The sequence below is a fragment of the Myxosarcina sp. GI1 genome, assembly GCF_000756305.1.
In the GTDB taxonomy this organism is placed as follows: Bacteria; Cyanobacteriota; Cyanobacteriia; order Cyanobacteriales; family Xenococcaceae; genus Myxosarcina.
Genome location: NZ_JRFE01000014.1, coordinates 297,884 through 316,459 on the forward strand (window position 1 = coordinate 297,884; position 18,576 = coordinate 316,459).

Here is an 18,576-nt window from a genome sequence, read left to right on the forward strand (position 1 = left end):
TTTCTTTTTATTTAAGCTTTTCAGGCTTTGCTATTCTACCTAAAGAGAGATGATAAAATTGACGACGTGTTATTTTTTACCAAATTGCTTACAATGCCAAAGGGAAGCAAATAAAAGCAAACTTTTAAGTTTCTTCACAATTTGCTCGATATTACCCAGTAATTTCGGTCAAAACTTTACCAAACTTCTGTCAATCGAGGCTAAAATCGGAAAATAATCGCCGATTTATAGTAGATATTACTGACTAGTAAATTTACGTAGTCAGCAAGCTGAATGAAGTATGGTTTGCGTAAATACGCCTGCATACAATTACAGCTAAAGACAAAACAATTTGAAAAAGGTATAACTAAATACAACCTAGTTCATTCGCTCGAATAAATATAGTTAATTTTTCACTGAAGGAGCAAGAGGAAAACGGTATGACTCAGGCTAATCAAGTTTTAGCAACAATCGCACTTCCTGGAAACGATTGGGAAAGTCTAATCGAACAAGATACCAGTAAAGCCAAAGACGAAGTAGAAATTAAGCCAGCCAAAGGGAAAAAGAAAAAAACCGCTACCCGCCGTGCCGAACGAGGCAGAAAAAAACCATATACGGAAGATTCTATTCGTATTTATTTACAAGAAATTGGTCGTATTAGACTGTTAAGAGCCGAAGAAGAAATTGAGTTAGCCCGTCAAATTGCCGATTTATTAGAACTAGAAAGAATAAGAGAAAATATAGAAACAACTTTAGAAAGAGAAATTAGCGACGACGAGTGGGCGCAAGAAGTCGATATGAATATTCGGCAGTTCCGCCGCCGCCTATTCATCGGTAGAAGAGCCAAAGACAAAATGGTACAGTCCAACTTACGTTTGGTTGTATCGATCGCTAAAAAATACATGAATCGCGGTTTATCGTTTCAGGATTTGATTCAAGAAGGTTCATTAGGCTTGATCCGCGCCGCCGAGAAATTCGACCACGAAAAAGGTTATAAATTCTCTACTTATGCTACTTGGTGGATCAGACAGGCAATTACTAGAGCGATCGCCGATCAGTCTCGAACTATTCGCCTCCCCGTTCACCTTTACGAAACTATCTCTCGCATCAAAAAAACCACCAAGCTGCTCTCGCAAGAAATGGGACGCAAACCCACAGAAGAAGAAATTGCCACCAGCATGGAAATGACCATCGAGAAGCTAAGATTTATCGCTAAATCGGCTCAATTACCAATTTCTTTAGAAACTCCCATCGGTAAAGAAGAAGATTCTCGTTTGGGCGATTTTATCGAAGCTGACGGCGAAACTCCAGAAGATGAAGTATCCAAAAGTTTGTTGAGAGAAGATTTAGAAAACGTCTTAGATACTCTCAGCCCCCGCGAACGAGATGTTTTACGTTTGCGTTACGGTTTAGATAACGGTCGCATGAAGACTTTAGAAGAAATCGGTCAAATTTTTAACGTTACTCGCGAACGCATTCGCCAAATTGAGGCTAAAGCTTTGCGTAAACTGCGTCATCCCAACCGCAATAGTATTCTTAAAGAATACATTCGTTAATAAAAACCAGGGGCAAGGCATTGCCTTGCCCATACTGTAGCAAGAAGGTATTTGGCAATCCATCGTAGCCTACCAATTGGCACTTAAAATCTTAATTGCGTTTGCGTATGAGTTTGCGTTCTAATTCCTAAGTGTTCGTAAGCTTTATCCGTAACTATTCTGCCTCTATGGGTGCGATTGAGATAACCACTTTGAAGTAAGTAAGGTTCGTATACTTCTTCGATAGTTTTGCGGTCTTCTCCCGTAGCGGCAGCGATCGCTTCTAAACCGACAGGTCCACCTTGAAACTGTTCGATGATGGTATTGAGAACCAGACGATCCGTCCAGTCCAAACCACAGGCATCGACATCAAAAATATCCATTGCCGCAGCCGCTAATTCTTGAGTAATTTCGGTGGCTTGCTGTACCTCAACATAGTCTCTTACCCTTCTCAGCAAACGATTGGCAATACGGGGCGTTCCACGCGATCGCCGCGCAATTTCTTCTGCACCCGTTTCAGTAATTTTAGTATTGATAATTTCGGCAGTGCGTTTGACGATGAGAATTAGTTCGTCTAGCTCGTAAAAGCGCAATCTCTGCACCATGCCAAAGCGATCGCGCAAGGGAGAAGACAGCGACCCTGCTTTAGTAGTTGCCCCGACTAAGGTAAAGGGCGGTAAAGGAATGCTGCGAGTTTTGGCAGTCTGACCTTTACCAATAGTAATATCGAGGCGATAATCTTCCATTGCAGGATATAGCAATTCTTCGCTCATGCGGTTGAGGCGATGGATTTCATCGATAAACAGAATATCTCCTGGTTTGAGATTGACTAGCAAGCCCGTAATATCTCGCGGACGTTCTAATGCAGGTGCGGAAGTTATTTTACAGTTAACTCCCATTTCTGTAGCCAAAATAATCGACATGGTGGTTTTACCCAAACCAGGAGGTCCGTAGAGTAATAAATGATCTAAGGGTTCTTCTCTACCCTTAGCCGCCGCGATCGCAATGTTGAGAATTCCTTTTAAATCTTTTTGTCCGATATAGTCAGCTAGTCGTTGAGGACGAATTTTGTCTTCACTATTGTCTGTTTCTTCAACAGTTGCCTGTGCCGACATTAAGTTGGCTTCGTTTCTATTTGAGGGAATAGAATCGCGCTTCGGTTTTTGACGGTTTTTTTTAGGTGCTGGTTGCGAATCAGATGCTCGTTTAATTGCCATTACAGCTATATCTAAAATTCTAAGCTTTATTCGTACTGCTATTGTGACACCGAATAGTAACTAATTACTAACAGCGGAAGTTTAACGCTACTATCGACTCAACTTTTAATTCTTCGAGATTTAGATTTTGAATCGATTTTAGTAAATACTCGCCACAGAAGCTGGGGAGAAAAGAAAGATAGCGGCGATTTGAGCGAATGTGCTATTTCCATAAATGAAACATAGACTTCGGGATCGTAAGTTGCTTGCTTTTGTAATCTCTGTAAATATGGTTGAAGCAAACTATTTAATAAGGTAGGCTTGACTCTACCTTTAGTTTTTAAAAAGCGAGAATCTTGAGCAATAGCTAAATTCCAATGTGGGGAATTGCTTTTGGCTAAATCTTGTTGAAAGGAAGCAGAAGATAGTTTACTAAGTAAAAAAGATTTTCGCGTTCTATTTAGCCATTTTTGCAAAGTCAACACAGCTAAGGCACTTACCGTCATTCCCTGACCGTAAACTGGACAAAGAGAGCAAACGGCATCGCCAAGTACGATAAACCCATAAGGAAGCTCGATTTTTTCATAGTGACGCAACCTATTGGTAGTTGCTCTATAGGCATAAATAGGCGATATGGGTTCGGCTTGAGTAATTGTTTCATAAATGCTGGCATGACGCAGACTACGAGCGAAATCTAAAAAACCAGGCTCGTCAATCGGAGGAAAGTCTGCTTCATAACCGCCTAACGTAGCAATCCATTCACCTCTTTCGATTCTGGCGAGATATCCCAATCTAGTATGCTCTGGAGGAGCATGGTTAATTAACATAACTTTCCAAGGAAGTTGAAAGCCTTCTGGCTCTTTATAGCGGCGAGTCGCATATCCAAGATGAGGATTGACTGTAGTTTCTGGTGGTGCAGTTATGCCGATGTTTTTTAACCATTGAGGTGCTTTAGAGTTACGTCCGCTACAGTCTACAATCAGATCGGCAGTCAGTTTTTTTTCTTCTTTATTACTTAATGAGCTAGCTGTTATTCCTCGAACTCGATGTTCCTGTCGATGGTAAATTAGTTCGGTAACGCGATGTTGTTCCCAAAACTTTATTCTGTTGTTCTTTTTAATCTGACGAGCGATCGCCCATTCTAATAAAGGACGACTGCAAGTTATAGAAATTAAGTCGGAAGGTTTTGAAGTATTTGCCAACCATCCTGCTTCGCCGTAGCTATAAAACTCTTTCGCCCAATCAATAGTTAAAGCACCTCTTTGAATTAATTCGATATTAAAATCTTCGCCCAATAGTTCTAATAAAATTCTGTAGCCTTTGGTAAGCAAAATATGTGGCTGCGCTGACTGTGGTACTCCCTGGCGTAACTTTGGTTCTGTCGGTAGAGTATCTCTTTCGACAATGATTACTTCGGCAAAATAATCGATAAGTATGCGAGCAGCTAGCATTCCAGCAACACTACCACCGATAACAATTGCTCTATGTCCGAGATTACGGGTTCGATTTATCATGCAAAGAATACTAACTGATACTATGTTTGAGTATAGTTGCTACAGTTAGATAATTTGGTGAAGTAACCCAAGGAATATTTTTTGTTGCCAATCATCCTCGCTAGTGTCAATAGCCAGTAAAGGGGGTGAGCCGTAACCTATTAAACTGTAGAGGTTTCCTCTACAGTCGCGCCCTTTAGAGGGCAGAGGGCRGAAGTCTAGTCAACCATTTTTCACGAATGATTTAGTACTGCTATATTTTAGAAAACTTAAAAACTAAAAGTTGTTCGCAAAACACCTACCGCAGTAGTATCATTGTTCTCATTACCTTCTGGATTAAACAAAACAAAAAACCCAGGGGTAAGACTTAAATTATCGTTAACTTTGTAGTTATAAAAAAGTTCTAAATGATATGGTATTCCTCGCTCGACATCGGGTTCTGTCAATTCGGCTGCACCACCAGCATCGACTCGGTTTAGAGGTTGTCCAAAAATTAGTCCAGCACTATTTCCTTCTTTTAATAAATCTCGAACCTGAATACCTGTCATCCAACTGAGAAATTCTGAAGAAGCATCTGGTCCAGATACCGAATCAACAAAAAAATACGAACCATATCCAGTAAAAGCCAGATCGGGCAAAATGTTCCAGTTGAAAGAAGTTCCAATAGAATGAATGTGTACGGGGGTTTCTAGAATACCGTTAACGTTAACAGTTCCGTCTTGGTTAACAGTTTGATTGGGAATTGCTAAGGGAGTTGCCGAAAATCTATTAAGTCCCGTGGCTAATATATTTAGTTCGTGATAACTATAGGCGTAATTCAAACCTAGATCGATATTGTCTGTAGGCTTCAAAGTCAACTGAGTTGAAGCTAACATACTGCCACTAAATAGTCCTGCACCTAAGACATTACTATCTTCTTTTTCGGGTATAGCCGCGTTAACGCTAGCATATAAAGCCCGCCAGTCTATTCGCTTGGAGATGTTCCAAATAAATCCTGCTGCCGAAGCCAAACCAGTTTGAGAAGTTCCTCCCGACACGCGCAGCACTGGATTTAAAGCAGCAAATCGAGAAATAGCTCCCTGTCCTTCGTCAGCAAAGGGAATAATAGTGGGAAAAGCATCGGAGGCTTCGGCAGCTGTGCCAGCAAACAGAGTAACTTTATCTAAACCCGAAGGAAAAATGTAAAGTAGTTTGTAAAGGTTGACCGAATTACTTTCAACTTCTTCAGAAATATCCTGGGGATTGAAGCGCGGAAATTGAGGTTCAAAGCTAAGTTTGGTCGAGCCAGCAGTTAGTAAAGATTCTGTAGGAAATAAACTATTTTGAATGCTACCAGAACCATCTATTTCACCGCCAAAATTATAAGCCTGCAAACCTGTAATCAATAAATCTTCACCAGAAAAGCTGGTGTTTAAATTCAGGCGGACGCGATCGTTAAAAACAACTTGAGGATCTTCCCCTGTTTCTGAATTTCCCCCAGTTGCACCAGCTAAGGAGAAAATAACTTCACCACTTAATTTACTGGTAGGAGAAAATTGATTGTCTTCCAAGAAAGCAGTGCGGCTTTCAATGTTATCGATACGCCCGCCCAAGGTGGCAAGTTCTGCTTCAAATTCTTGGCTCAGACGGCTTATAGTATCCAAATCTTCTCTACTAACAGCTTCAGAAGAAGCAATCAAACGTTCGATTTGATTCAAGCATGAGTTTAAACCAGCCGCAAATTCATAACGAGTTAGAGCTTGACTGCCGCGATAGGTTTGGTTGGGGTAACCTGCAATACAGCCATAGCGGTTGACTAAGCTGCGGAGAGCTTCATAAGCCCAATCGGTAGGGGCAACATCTCGCAAACTGTCTACGTTTGTTACTTGACCTAGATAATCGCCTGAGTTATTTTGTATGTCAATTCGGTCGAGATTGCTATCGATACTATTAGTTTGATAATTCTGTACAAAATTATTGTTATTTTTAGTAGTTTGTGCTTTAACTTGTGGCGCAGCTAGCAAAACAACAGAAATTCCTATGGTAAATAAAGCTTCCAATTTTTTCATCTCTGAATTTCACACCCAAAAATATTGCGATTAAATTGTCTCGAATATTTTACTTTAATCGGTTTAAATAGTAGCGTTACAATATGTTAATTTAATTGATAAATATCAATATATTCTATTTTCAATTGTCAATAACTTGGGTTGATATTCAGAAATTGATTGTATCCTATCTTTGTTTTTCCAATGAAATATAGCAAAAATATAGTTTTTTATAAATAGAAACCTAATAGCACACTAAACGGAAATATTTTGATATTTTGAATGAGCAAAAATAAAAATGACGCTCGAAGAGTAAAAATTCAAGGGGAAGAAACAGTAACTAAACCGCGTCCACTTTGAAACTCATAGTTTTTAAGATAACTATTTTGGGTTAAAGGAGAAGGGCAAAAGGGCAAGAAATTATTTTAAAACTCCAGTTTTATATTTAAACGCGGTTTACAAGTTTTTGTTTTACTTGAATTTTAAATTTTGTTGCCAATTGTCGTTGCTGGTGTCAATAGTTGTCACGTAAGACTGTTCGCCAGTACCAAATTCTTCAAACAACTCTAGCTGTTGCCTGAGTAAATCGGGAGTAGCATCGGAAACGTCACCACTACGAGTGCTGAGGCGATCGCGTAAAATTTCCGTAGGTGCAATGCAGTGAATTATCTGTAGGGGAATATTGGCAGCTTGTGCTTGTTCGATAACGGGTTGACGCAGGGCAATGCGATCGTATTTAGCATCTAAAATGACGGTAAAACCCTCTTTTGCCAGCATGATGCCCAATTCTCTCAGGCGATTATAAGTTTTTTGACTCATGTCAGCAGTGTATATTTCATCTCCTCCTGGCTCATCAAGAGATATACCTGCAAGATGTTTGCGAACGACATCAGAACGAATTTGAATCGCGTTCATTTTTCGAGCGATAATTTTGCCTGCGGTGGATTTACCCGTACCAGATACCCCCGACATTAAGATTAATTTTCCAGATTGCCTTTTAGTATACTTCCAAGCCTGTCGATAGTAATCTGCGGCAGTTTGTTTGGCTTGCTGTTTATCGGCTTCGGAAACACCCTCATCATCCAATAGCATAGAGTTAGTTTTGGCTCTTACATAAGCCTGCCGAGAAAGATATAAAGATAATACGGTCAATCCCGACCAATCGCCAGTGTATTCTAGATAGGTATTGAGAAAAACATTAGCCAAATCTCGTCTGTCTCGGATTTCTAAATCCATTACCGTAAATGCCACATCGTACATTACATCTACAAAGCGGAAAGCTTCGTTAAACTCAATGCGATCGAATAGTTGAATTTCGTTCTGCCACCAGCAAATATTTTTGAGATGTAAATCGCCGTGACATTCTTTGATTTTGTGAGCATCAATTCTAGCTTGAAATAATTCCTGGCGATCGCTAAAAAAATGGTCGGTAAAAGTTTTGGTTTCATCAAACTGTTTCTGGGTTTGCACCGTACCGATATACTTTTTGGTTTGCTGATAGTTTTCGTCGATCGCCTGTTTAATTTTGGCTACCCTACCAAAGCTACGGATATATTCATTAGTCTTAGCTTGCTGATGAAACCGAGCGACTTTTTTACCCAATTCCGACAGGCGATCGCTCGATAGTTTGTTATTTTCAAAAAGATTAATAAATAGATTTTTCTGGGGAAACTGCCGCATTTTCAGAGCGTATTCGACAGCTTCTCCATCACCGCCCAAAATTAATTTATCTCCCTGCCGAACAATTGGTAATACTTCCAAATACAAATCGGGAGCAATTTGGCTATTTAAACGAATTTCTTCTTCTAAAAAATGCTTTCTTTTTTCGAGAGTAGAAAAATCTAAAAACCCAAAATCTACTCTTTTTTTTAGTTTGTAAACGTATTCACCTGTTAGAAACAGATAGGAAATGTGCGTCTGTACCAATTTTATAGAACCAGACACAGAATGAGGATAGGTTTCCTGCTGCTGCATCTTAGCGATAATAGAAGCAATATCGATCTGAGTCATGATGCTAGGTTCGATACTCTGGGTGGTAAGGGTTTGACGATACCAGTAAGGGTTTGACAATGCCAAACCCCTAGAGACGTGCTACGCACCAACCGCTTCTTTAGCCGCGTACATAACTTCTAAAGTAATTTCACTAAACCCTCTTTCGCGAGCAAATTTTTCGGTATTGCGCTTAACTTTACCCCTTACAAAACCAGGAACTTTATTTAGTTCTACAGTGGCTTCTTTGTTCCAGTTTAAGTCAGAGTCTGCCGAAATGCCTTTGGTGATAACTTCTTTGGTATCGTGTCCGCCAAAGATTTCTAACAGGTGATCTTCCATTCCTAAAGTGAAGGAGTTGTAAACTAAGTCAGCAATTTGATTGGTACCTTCATAACCCACAAAAGGCTTATAGCCAATAGGGAAGTTTTGAATGTGAATTGGTGCGGCAATTACGCCACAGGGAATATCTAATCGTTTGCCTACATGACGTTCCATCTGCGTACCAAAAATTGCTGAAGGTTCGTGACGGGCGATCGCATCACCAATTTCGCCATTATCTTCACTAATTAAAATTTCATCGCAATATTCGCTTACCTGTTCTCTAAACCAGTCGGCATCGTATTTACAATAAGTTCCTGCTAGTACTACTTTAATACCCATTTCTCTAGCTAAAATTTTGGTCATTGCCGCAGCATGGGTATTGTCGCCAAAGACAACGGCTTTTTTGCCAGTTAGGTTTTGACAGTCAATCGAACGAGAAAACCATGCCGCTTGAGATACGTGCAGGGTTTGGTTTTCAATATACTCTTCGTAATTTGCAGATGCACCCCGTTCGTTAATTACTTCCTGAATTTTACGAATACAGCGAGCGGTTTCGACTACTCCCATCGGCGTAATATCGACATAAGGCATCTCGAACTCGCTTTCTAGATATTCAGCAGCCATCATGCCTAGTTCGCGATAGGGTACGAGGTTAAACCAGGCACGGGGTAAGTTTTTAAGTTCGTGAACCGAAGCTTTATCGGGAATTACCAGATTTACTTCTATGCCCAAATCAGCCATCAGTCTTTTCAACTCGGTGCAGTCGTGCTGGTTATGAAAACCCAAAGTGGAAATACCGATGATATTAACCGAAGGCTTTTCAGTTTTGCCTGCGGGCAGTTCGCCTTTCTTACGAGCTTTTTCTAAATAAAATTTAACTACCTGTGCCAAAGTTCGATCGCCTGCCTGTAGTTCGTTGTAGCGATAGTGATTGACATCGGCTAACATCACATCACCTTGAGCATCCATTTGGGCGCGAGATACGAAGTTGTTTAAATCTTCTTGCAGGATGCTGGAGGTACAGGTAGGAGTAAGAATAATTAAATCGGGACGTTCTTCGCGATCTTTGCGAGTGATGTTATCGACAACTTTTTCTTGCGAACCTCTCGCCAGAACTTTGCGATCGACTACGCTAGCAGTTACTGGGGTAAAGTTACGCTCTCTTTCTAACATCGATCGCATAACGTTAAAGTAATCATCTCCCAGGGGAGCGTGCATGATTGCATGAACGTTCTTAAACGAACTGGCGATGCGTAAAGTTCCAATATGAGCGGGTCCTGCATACATCCAGTAAGCTAATTTCATAAATTTCTCCTCTAATTAATTCTTTTGATTCGGATTTGGCTTGAAAATAATAGCTTCTATTGCCGATTCTGGTTAGACTCCAGTTTGAAAAACTAGTTTCTTACGCACTAACATTGCATCGAGCAAAAATTTTAATACTTACCCAACTCCCACTTTTGAATATAGTTCTCTTGGTCGCTTTGAAAAACCCCCTATCGAAGAAAAACAATAAATCTTAATGTCTATATCCCTGGTGTGAATTTAATTATTTAATTAAGAATTAATACTTAGTGTTGATAATTTGTGTTAGGTTGAAAATAAGTTAAAAAATTGTAATATAGTTACAAAAATACTACTAGAGTAGTATAAAATTGGATTATTTTGTGGTTGAAATTTTATAGAGCAATTTTCAACCTGATTTATAGCCCAAACATCAAATAACAAAGTTTTCTAAAACCTTAGAAACAGAGCATAATCAGCAAAAAAAGCTTACAACTTACATATTGCTAACGGGAGTAGTTTATTAAATGGACTTTATCGAACAGTTATTAGAAAAATTGAGAGAATTTGGTCAAAAATTGATTGAGGTATTGTTAGGAGCGGAGCCAGAATCAGAAACAGAAGCTATTCCCATTCCCGTTGACGATCGCGCCCAACGCCGCTACCGCTAATTTACAAATTTTCTATTTTTAATAGTTTTGTCGCAGCTAAAAATATTAGTATTGCATGGTCCCAATCTTAATTTATTGGGGCGGCGCGAACCAGAAGTTTATGGTTCGATGACTCTCGAATCAATTGAAAAACTTTTACTAGAAGAAGCAAAAAGACTGCAAGTAAGTATATCTTGTTTGCAGTCTAATCATGAAGGGGTATTAGTAGACTCCATCCATGAAGCGATAGACAAATATCAAGGAATTTTAATTAATCCAGGTGCTTATACTCATACCAGTGTAGCTATTCGGGATGCTTTCGCCGCAGCAATGATTCCCGTAGTAGAAGTACACCTGAGTAATATTTATCAACGCGAAGAATTTCGCCATCACTCATATATTGCACCAGTCGCGATCGGACAAATAAGTGGCTTTGGTGCTGATAGTTATGTTTTGGGATTACAGGCGCTAGTTAATTATTTGCAAAGATAAGAAATTATTGTTTTCAAGGCAAGGGTTCAATACATAATTCCTCACGGTAGTAGGTTTCAAGAGTTATCAAAAAACCATTTTGTACTTTGGCTTTAGCGACATTAGTTCGCTTAATCAGATGAGGCGTTATGTTTTCATCAAGACGAAACACTTCTAATAGCCCAGCTAATTCGCGCTCACGGTTACAAGGACGCATTACCGCTAATATGTTGTCACTCAAAGATAATTTTCCAAAACTATCAATAACCTTAGTCGAACCGTTGTTAAGGTTTCGGATTAGTGACATATATGATTTATCAAAAGGATTACCTTGGGGAAAATACCAACGGAATCCTTCATAACCAACCGCAGCAAATTGCTGAGAAATTGCTACAGTGCCTCCTAAAGCAGTATTTTCGATAGCCAATTTTAGAGGTTCGGCTTGTGGTCGCTTTAAATCGAATAGCCAAGCCCCACCTGTTTTGTCATGTGAGGAATAACCTACTAAAAGTAAGTTCTGATGCAGGGCAAAATTACTACCAAAGTATTCTTCACCCATATCAGGTAAAATAAATTGCTCGATCTTCCCTTGACGGAGCAGATTAAAACAAACCAAATTTGATTCTGGTTCTCTTTGCACCAACAAATCGATAGGTTTAACTTCTGTTTCTGTTTTGAGGTTAATTAAATATCTTTTGTAAGAATATGTGGCAGGTGTATTGACTGCCTGATACCGAGATATACCTTCTCTTAAAACATCTGGATCTCTGATTCTGGCAGAAATTGTTAAAACATCTCCATCTATCTCTAGACTATTGCCAAAGATAGAACTATTAAAGATAAAACCTTCTCTATCTAACGCTAAATCTACAGACTGAAAAATTTCCCTAGTTCTGCTCCATTTACCAAAATCATCTGAAGTGTAGATAATGACCTTGTTCAAACCAGTATGACTTACGGCTAAATATTTTTCGTTAGCAACAAAATCACTACCAAAGCCATAAAGACGACTTTCATGTGGTTCGGGAAAAAAGCAGGTTTTATTTGGATTCGATCTACTCACTTTTACTGTTTTATTCAATGTTTAACATCGTCTATTTTTGATGCGATCGCGCTTAATGCTTTATTAAAATCTTTTTCTATAGTTAAAGGACTTTCAGTTAAACTGCGGTTAACAAAATCAATTAAAAACTCTGCCGATAAGTTGTGTAAATAAAAGCTGCGTTCTTTTTCTTCATAGTCATCGCGCTGTTTATTTAGCACAAAAAACCTCAATTTTTCATTTTTCCATAGCCAAACTTCTTTCACGTTTAACAATTTATATTTTTCTAAATCTTCAAGACTACCGCTAGAAAAAGCCACTTCAATCGCTAAATCTGGAATGTCTTTTATTTCACCAAAAGTAAAACTAGCATCAGGCTCCTTCCCAGCTAAAGGCTTGTTGGTTAATGTGGTAGAACCCATAGGAAAATACAAAATATTGAATCTTCGGCAAAAAGCTTTTATTAAATCGCTAATAATATCGGCAATAACTTCATGATTTTTGCTGGGAGACACAATGGTAATAACTCCATTTAAATAAGATACTCTATAACCAAAATCTTCCTCACAATATAGTTTTTCAAAGTCATCCCAAGTAGCATTAGCAAAACTAATTGTTAAATCCTCTTTTTCTAAACGTTCTAAAGGCAGAGGAAAATTTTTATTGGTTAATAACATAAAAAATAAACGCTTGAATAATAAATGTATTTTATGGAGATTAAAAAACAGATTGCGAGCTTCTAAAAATATTATTCAGAAATAATACTCAAAGCGACTGTTTCACCATCTTTTAAAGGCTGACTACTGCGAAGTACGAATCTTTCTCCCGATCTAATTCCCGATAAAACTTCAACATTGCCGTTAGTGCGATCGCCCAATTTTACTTGTCGTTTGGTCACGGTAGCTTGACGATCGTTAGTTTGAGTAACTACAAATAAATAATTTACTCCTTCCTCTTCAATAACTGCGGCTTCGGGAACTTCTATTTCTGATGTGGCTGTAGTTTCAAAGTCAACTCTAGCGAGTAAACCCCCTTTGATAAGATTGTCGGGATTATCAACTGTAACCTGTACTGCAATTTGACGCGCTACAGAATCGGATGTAGTAGGGGCAATTTGGGTAACTTTACCTGAAAAGGTGCGATCGCTAAAAGCATCTAGCTTAACTCTAACGCTTTGTCCGAGATTGACTCTACTTAAATCTAGTTCTGATATGGGAACTACCACTTCCACTTCTTGAAAATTGCCAATAGTAACAATTTCTTCTCCTGTTTGAATTACATCTCCAGGTTCGGCAGCCTTAGCAATTATCGTACCGCTTATCGGTGCGAGCAACTGAGTATAGACCCAACGCTGTTCAGCTTCGGCGATCGCTGCTTGTTGTGCTGCAACTCTCGACTTTGCCACATCTACAGCTTGTCTTTGAATAGCGATCGCTTCTCTTGCTGAGAATACAGTCTGTTGGGCAGTTTGAGCCGCAGTTCTGTATGATTCTGCCTGTTGTTCGGCAATTAAACCCGTTTTAGCTAGTTGACCGTACCTGGCAGCATCGCTTTTTGCCTGTTCTAGTTGAATTTGAGCTTGTTCTAACTGAATTTGCGCGTCTTTGACTTCAATTTCGGCTCTGGCTACTTCTGATTTTAGGCTGGCTAACTCCTCTCGTTCTTGGCTGACAACGGCGGCTAACAAACTATCATCCAGTTTGCCAATTTCTTGACCTTTGATAACGTTCTTCCCAATAGCTACAGATAACTCTAACAATCTACCTTCTACTTGCGATCGCAAAGAGACTTCAGTAGCGGGTTGAGTCGTACCGATATATTCTCTAGCCGGAGCCGAACCTAAGCTGGCAGTTGCTAGATCGACACTGGCCAGCTGCTGTTGACTGGCAACTTGTTCTGTGGTCGAATCTCTACTGTCGGCAGTGACGCAGCCAGTAATTAAAAAACCGATAAATAATAATAATTGCAACATTAGAGGAAACTAAGGGACTGGAGATTTATTGCTCGATGGATAATTGACAATGAGCAATGAACAATGAGCAGTTTAAAGTTAGTAAATGAAAAATTGTTCATTGTAGTTCTGTTCATTGTCAATTGTTGAATGCCCTGCTTCCTCTACCTTAGTCACTATTATGCCAATCCGACCAGCTTCGCGCTCAAGTCCCAAAGACGTTCGGCTTTAAGTTCGTCGAGAGCTTCGTCAGAAATTTCCTGTTTGAAAGCAGCGCGGTCTTTTTGCTGGCGGTTGCCCCAACTATAGTAAACTCCAGATTCGTTATACTTTGGTTCGGCAACTATCTTCGCTACTCGTTCTCCTGCTAATTCTTCCGAAACATAACCACCCGTGATATTTTTCTGGAACCAGGGAAAGATGGTCTGAAACAAAGAAAAGTGATTGCGGAACAAGCCAGTTTCGGCAACGCAACCAGGATAGAGAGCATTAAACACGATGCCAGTAGCGTCATGATAGCGGCGATCGAGTTCCTGCATAGTTAGCATATTGCACAGCTTACTGTCTTTATATGCCTTGCCCGATTTATATTTTTTACCATCGATCATCGATACTGGCTCTTTAAAACCAGCTTCCATACCCTGTAAATCTCCCAAGTCTGGCGGTGCGGGAATGGGAATTTTGCCTCCCAACTCTTTGGGGTTAGCTGTTACCGTACCGATAAATACTAATCTTTTATCTGTAGCTGACGATCTTCTTAAATCTTCTAACATCAGATTACATAGCAAAAAATGTCCGAGATGATTGGTAGCAACGCTCAACTCATAACCATCTTTACTCCGCAGGGGTTCTTTTTCTAAGGGCAAATATACTGCCGCGTTACAAACTAGAGCATTTAAATTTTTACCAGTAGCACGAAAATCTTTAACAAACTGCCGCACGCTATCTAAAGAAGCTAAATCCAAATGAATAACGCTATAGCTATCTGGTTTCATGCCGACTTCTTTGGCTACTTTTTTGGTTTTATCGAGGTTGCGACAAGCCATTACTACGTGCCAGTTGCGATCGCTCAAAGCTTTAGCCGCCTGTAATCCTACTCCTGAAGATGCACCCGTAATTATTACTGTAGAAGTTTGTTTCATATCTATTTAAAAATTGTCGTTATTAAAATGTGTGCAAAATTTTATAGTACAGAACTGTTAGTTCTAATGTTTTTAAGTATTTATAATCTGTTACAGCATTTCTCGAACTAACGAGCTACACCTTGGTTTTTTAGGCACTAGTCGCTGGGAAGTAGTTTTAGCGTTTTATATATTGAAAATCGCAGTTCTGGCTGTAGCAAGATGAAACAACACACAGCAAAGCTGCATAATATATATAGACGTAACTTAATGTATTAGCTAGACTTTCTACTATTGCCTGAAATTTCTCAGGCTTACGCGCTTTACTTTACTTTTTGCTATTAAATAAAAAAAATAATGCTGGAATGGATTACAAATACTGTTGACTCTTTAGGATATGTCGGTATTGGTTTGTTAATGTTGCTAGAAAATCTATTCCCTCCCATTCCTTCTGAGTTGATTATGCCTCTGGCTGGGTTTGCCGTAATCCAAGGAAAGCTTCAGTTAGTTTATGTAATCGTAGCCGGGGTAATAGGTTCGGTCTTAGGTGCATTACCCTGGTATTATTTAGGCAAGGTTTGGGGACTAAGAAGAATTAAACGCTTTGTCGATCGCTATGGAAAATGGCTGAGTGTTTCTAGTGAAGATATCGATCGCGCCAGACAATGGTTTCAGAAAAGAGGTAGAGAAACCACTTGTTTTAGCCGCCTCGTTCCTGGAGTGCGTACCTATATTTCTGTTCCTGCCGGCATTAGCAAAATGCCCCTCCTGCCCTTTCTCGTTTACTCTACTATAGGAACGGCACTTTGGGTCAGCTTTTTAACTTATGCTGGATTTCTACTCGGCGAAAATTACGATCGCGTCAAACAATATCTTGCTCCAGTAAGTACGATTGTTTTAGTCGTCTTTGTAGTTGCTTTTGTATTTTGGATTATCAGGCGAAATGTCAAACAAAAATAGATTTTAAAAACCGAATGGTCACACTTGTAAAAGTGTCAATCTGGAAATTATTAATCCCCAACCATCATTCTAAAATTGTTTGTAGTTCGATCGGTAAAATAAATAATACTAATGTCAAAACAATTTAATATTTCTCCTCTTTCTCGAGTCAGTAAAATCGGCTTGGGATTACTCAGTTCGTTGGTGTTTATCGTTGGCTGCGATACTCAAAATGCCCAACAATATGAAGCTACCGCAACGACTAATATTACGTGGCGAGTCAACTACAGTAACGATCCAACAGAAAATAAACGCGGCAGGTACGAAAAATTTGATTCTGTTTCTTTAGTTAACCGCAATGGCGAAAAACCAGAAAGAGGTGTAGTACAGGACGATAAAGGATTGTGGTGGGCTCAAGTTCCACCTAAGCCTAGTGTCGATGAAATTGAAGCAGCTAAAAAGCGTCCTTACGAAAAGATTGGCAAACCAGAATTACTCCGCACCATAGACTATCGCGTAACTTTTCAACAGGACGGACAGACAGTTAACCTACCAACTAACTATGCCGTCTATCGCCAGGTAGCCAAAGCTTACCCCAATCAAACCCCATTAAAATTTACGTTGGGAATTAATAACGGTTCGGTAGAAAAAGCAGAACCAATTCAATAAATAAACCACATCTACTTTGAGCGTAGGGTATGCTGAATCGCATTCAGCTTATACAACTACGCTGTTAAAACCATTAGTTTCAAGTTATCTATTCTCGTTCGTTGTCATTTTTACTCCTTAGCTAGTCAGCGAGTTTCTTTGGCGATCGCATCTAAAGTTTTTCTTCAATAAAAATCTAGAATCTTAAGAAGAAACTCCAATCATTTTTTATTGCTTTAGCTTCATCCTGGAAATTTTGAGAGGCTAGATCGTTTATTTATGCTCTAAAGTCAGCACTAGTTAAACTAAAAGTCTTCTTGCTTTATGCTTAGTAGCCAAATCTCATTACGTAATGAATCATCGAATCAAATCGCTTTTAATTGCCTTGGGTGGCGGTATCTTGATGGGTTTGTCGCCAGCACCAACTAACGCTTGGTATTTAGCCTGGTTTGCTTTAGTTCCTCTATGGTTTCTGGTGCGGTCGGAAAAATTTTTAAGCTGGGTAATTTTAACTGGTTTAGTTTGGGGCTGCGGCTATCATGGCTTAGGTTTATTTTGGATTACGGGAGTACATCCCATGACCTGGATGGGGGTTCCCTGGTTGGCAAGTTTGCTTATTGCTATTTTTTGCTGGTTATTTATTACCTTTTGGGGTGCTGTATTAGTCGCTACCTGGTCGATATTATTCAAACTAGTTATTAACAGGCTAGATCGCCATACTAATAAAACATATATAAATAGTGCGATCGTAGTCTTGGTGGGAGTAGCTCTATGGTGCGGTTTAGAAACGTTATGGAGTTATGGCTCGTTATGGTGGACATCTTTAAGCTACACCCAAAGCCCTAATAACTTAGCGATCTTGCAGTTGGGTAAAATATCGGGATTTAGTACGATTACGGCAGTAATTGTAGCGGTAAATGGATTATTAACAGAAGTAGTCTTATCGTGGCGCAGTTACAAGCGACAAACTTGGTTATGGTTATCACCTTTATCAATTTTTATTGTCAGTCATGCCTGGGGATATTATCTCTACCAATACCCCATAGCTGTTGAGAATCTAGAACCAATTGAGGTTGGTATTGTTCAAGGCAATGTTCCCAACGAAATTAAACTATCTCCTACAGGATGGCGTAAAGCGATACAGGGTTACACTACAGGTTACGAAAAACTAGCGCGGCAAGGAGTAGATGTGGTTCTCACTCCCGAAACTGCCTTACCTTTTTACTGGCACAATATTATCGATAATTCTGAATTTTATCGAACCGTAACTAAAAATAGAGTTCCTGTTTGGGTTGGTGCTTTTGGTGAAAGCGATCGCGGTTATACGAACAGCTTATTTACCCTTACAGCACAAGGAAAAACATTTAGTCGCTATGACAAATACAAACTAGTTCCTTTGGGGGAATATATTCCTTTCGAGCCGATTTTGGGAAAGTTGGTCGATCGCCTGTCTCCTTTAGAAGCCCATTTAATACCTGGTAAGCCCAATCCTGTTTTCGATACTCCCTTCGGTAAAGCAATTGTGGGAATTTGTTATGAGTCGGCTTATTCGGAGCATTTTCGCCGTCAGGCAAAAGCAGGTGGCGAGTTTATCATTACTTCATCGAATAATGCTCACTATAGTACCACAATGCCTGCCCAACACCATGCTCAGGATGTGATGCGAGCCATAGAAAGCGATCGCTGGGCGGCAAGAGCTACCAATACTGGTTATTCGGCAATAGTCGATCCTCGCGGAAATACTTTATGGATTTCTCCTCTCGAACAATATGCAATTCATGCAGGCACTATTTATCGTCGTCAACATCAAACTTTATACGTTCGCTGGGGAAATTGGCTAACACCAACTTTAATTTTATTGGGTGTAGTGAGTATTTCCATACGTAAGTAGTTAGTAGCAAGTAGCAAATAAAAACTTTTTACTCTT

15 protein-coding genes are annotated in these 18,576 nt (G+C 39.5%); 6 read left to right on the forward strand and 9 right to left on the reverse strand.

The genetic code is table 11. The annotated features are described in order from the left end of the window. Positions 1–419: 419 nt before the first annotated feature. Positions 420–1,535, forward strand: a complete 1,116-nt coding sequence (rpoD, locus tag KV40_RS08260; RefSeq protein ID WP_036479833.1) for an RNA polymerase sigma factor RpoD — start codon at positions 420–422, stop codon at positions 1,533–1,535. Positions 1,536–1,618: 83 nt separating this feature from the next. Here rpoD and ruvB read toward each other — a convergent pair whose 3' ends face one another. The 5 genes from ruvB to bchB form a co-directional block, all read right to left on the reverse strand. Next, positions 1,619–2,731: a Holliday junction branch migration DNA helicase RuvB gene (gene ruvB, locus KV40_RS08265; protein WP_036479836.1), complete on the reverse strand. Its 1,113-nt coding sequence runs from the start codon at positions 2,729–2,731 to the stop codon at positions 1,619–1,621. Positions 2,732–2,829: 98 nt separating this feature from the next. Then, on the reverse strand, positions 2,830–4,224 hold the full coding sequence (locus tag KV40_RS08270) for an NAD(P)/FAD-dependent oxidoreductase (RefSeq protein ID WP_036479839.1): 1,395 nt from the start codon (positions 4,222–4,224) through the stop codon (positions 2,830–2,832). Positions 4,225–4,472: 248 nt separating this feature from the next. Next, positions 4,473–6,251 (reverse strand): iron uptake porin, encoded by a 1,779-nt coding sequence (locus KV40_RS08275; protein ID WP_052055471.1) that lies wholly within the window; start codon positions 6,249–6,251, stop codon positions 4,473–4,475. 450 nt (positions 6,252–6,701) lie between these two features. Beyond that, complete coding sequence (locus tag KV40_RS08280) at positions 6,702–8,240, reverse strand: AAA family ATPase (RefSeq protein WP_172657268.1); 1,539 nt, start codon at positions 8,238–8,240, stop codon at positions 6,702–6,704. 81 nt (positions 8,241–8,321) lie between these two features. Continuing rightward, entirely contained in the window at positions 8,322–9,848 is a 1,527-nt protein-coding gene (gene bchB, locus KV40_RS08285) for a ferredoxin:protochlorophyllide reductase (ATP-dependent) subunit B (RefSeq protein ID WP_036479841.1), read from the reverse strand. Between the two features lie 506 nt (positions 9,849–10,354). Between bchB and KV40_RS35670 the strand changes: the two genes are divergently transcribed. After that, positions 10,355–10,498, forward strand: a complete 144-nt coding sequence (locus KV40_RS35670) for a hypothetical protein (RefSeq protein ID WP_036479842.1) — start codon at positions 10,355–10,357, stop codon at positions 10,496–10,498. Between the two features lie 27 nt (positions 10,499–10,525). Next, positions 10,526–10,969 carry a type II 3-dehydroquinate dehydratase gene (aroQ, locus tag KV40_RS08295; RefSeq protein WP_036479844.1) on the forward strand — a complete coding sequence of 148 codons (444 nt, stop codon included), beginning with the start codon at positions 10,526–10,528 and terminating at the stop codon, positions 10,967–10,969. A gap of 13 nt (positions 10,970–10,982) precedes the next feature. On the opposite strand, the gene KV40_RS08300 is transcribed toward aroQ, so the two are convergent. The 4 genes from KV40_RS08300 to KV40_RS08315 all read right to left on the reverse strand — a co-directional run bounded on the left by KV40_RS08300 (position 10,983) and on the right by KV40_RS08315 (position 15,083). Next, positions 10,983–12,011: a hypothetical protein gene (locus KV40_RS08300; RefSeq protein WP_156113990.1), complete on the reverse strand. Its 1,029-nt coding sequence runs from the start codon at positions 12,009–12,011 to the stop codon at positions 10,983–10,985. A gap of 14 nt (positions 12,012–12,025) precedes the next feature. Further along, positions 12,026–12,667: a Uma2 family endonuclease gene (locus KV40_RS08305; protein WP_052055472.1), complete on the reverse strand. Its 642-nt coding sequence runs from the start codon at positions 12,665–12,667 to the stop codon at positions 12,026–12,028. A gap of 71 nt (positions 12,668–12,738) precedes the next feature. Continuing rightward, positions 12,739–13,962, reverse strand: a complete 1,224-nt coding sequence (locus tag KV40_RS08310; protein ID WP_036479848.1) for an efflux RND transporter periplasmic adaptor subunit — start codon at positions 13,960–13,962, stop codon at positions 12,739–12,741. Between the two features lie 158 nt (positions 13,963–14,120). After that, positions 14,121–15,083: a protochlorophyllide reductase gene (locus tag KV40_RS08315; RefSeq protein ID WP_036479850.1), complete on the reverse strand. Its 963-nt coding sequence runs from the start codon at positions 15,081–15,083 to the stop codon at positions 14,121–14,123. A gap of 336 nt (positions 15,084–15,419) precedes the next feature. On the opposite strand from KV40_RS08315, the gene KV40_RS08320 reads away from it, so the two are divergent. From KV40_RS08320 to lnt, 3 genes are all read left to right on the forward strand, one after another. Continuing rightward, positions 15,420–16,022 carry a DedA family protein gene (locus KV40_RS08320; RefSeq protein WP_036479852.1) on the forward strand — a complete coding sequence of 201 codons (603 nt, stop codon included), beginning with the start codon at positions 15,420–15,422 and terminating at the stop codon, positions 16,020–16,022. 111 nt (positions 16,023–16,133) lie between these two features. Beyond that, complete coding sequence (locus KV40_RS08325; RefSeq protein ID WP_036479854.1) at positions 16,134–16,670, forward strand: hypothetical protein; 537 nt, start codon at positions 16,134–16,136, stop codon at positions 16,668–16,670. 331 nt (positions 16,671–17,001) lie between these two features. Then, the gene (lnt, locus tag KV40_RS08330; RefSeq protein WP_036479855.1) at positions 17,002–18,540 is read left to right on the forward strand and encodes an apolipoprotein N-acyltransferase; all 1,539 of its coding nucleotides are present in this window, start codon (positions 17,002–17,004) and stop codon (positions 18,538–18,540) included. The last annotated feature ends 36 nt before the right edge of the window (positions 18,541–18,576 follow it).

What these genes read in the sequence shown, in the direction of transcription:
- KV40_RS08305 (WP_052055472.1), bottom strand. Translation starts at nt 12,667, where the DNA reads ATGTTATTAACCAATAAAAATTTTCCTCTGCCTTTAGAACGTTTAGAA.
- ruvB (WP_036479836.1), bottom strand. Translation starts at nt 2,731, where the DNA reads ATGGCAATTAAACGAGCATCTGATTCGCAACCAGCACCTAAAAAAAAC.
- KV40_RS08315 (WP_036479850.1), bottom strand. Translation starts at nt 15,083, where the DNA reads ATGAAACAAACTTCTACAGTAATAATTACGGGTGCATCTTCAGGAGTA.
- KV40_RS08275 (WP_052055471.1), bottom strand. Translation starts at nt 6,251, where the DNA reads ATGAAAAAATTGGAAGCTTTATTTACCATAGGAATTTCTGTTGTTTTG.
- KV40_RS35670 (WP_036479842.1), top strand. Translation starts at nt 10,355, where the DNA reads ATGGACTTTATCGAACAGTTATTAGAAAAATTGAGAGAATTTGGTCAA.
- KV40_RS08270 (WP_036479839.1), bottom strand. Translation starts at nt 4,224, where the DNA reads ATGATAAATCGAACCCGTAATCTCGGACATAGAGCAATTGTTATCGGT.
- KV40_RS08280 (WP_172657268.1), bottom strand. Translation starts at nt 8,240, where the DNA reads ATGACTCAGATCGATATTGCTTCTATTATCGCTAAGATGCAGCAGCAG.
- rpoD (WP_036479833.1), top strand. Translation starts at nt 420, where the DNA reads ATGACTCAGGCTAATCAAGTTTTAGCAACAATCGCACTTCCTGGAAAC.
- KV40_RS08310 (WP_036479848.1), bottom strand. Translation starts at nt 13,962, where the DNA reads ATGTTGCAATTATTATTATTTATCGGTTTTTTAATTACTGGCTGCGTC.
- lnt (WP_036479855.1), top strand. Translation starts at nt 17,002, where the DNA reads ATGAATCATCGAATCAAATCGCTTTTAATTGCCTTGGGTGGCGGTATC.
- bchB (WP_036479841.1), bottom strand. Translation starts at nt 9,848, where the DNA reads ATGAAATTAGCTTACTGGATGTATGCAGGACCCGCTCATATTGGAACT.
- KV40_RS08325 (WP_036479854.1), top strand. Translation starts at nt 16,134, where the DNA reads ATGTCAAAACAATTTAATATTTCTCCTCTTTCTCGAGTCAGTAAAATC.
- KV40_RS08320 (WP_036479852.1), top strand. Translation starts at nt 15,420, where the DNA reads ATGCTGGAATGGATTACAAATACTGTTGACTCTTTAGGATATGTCGGT.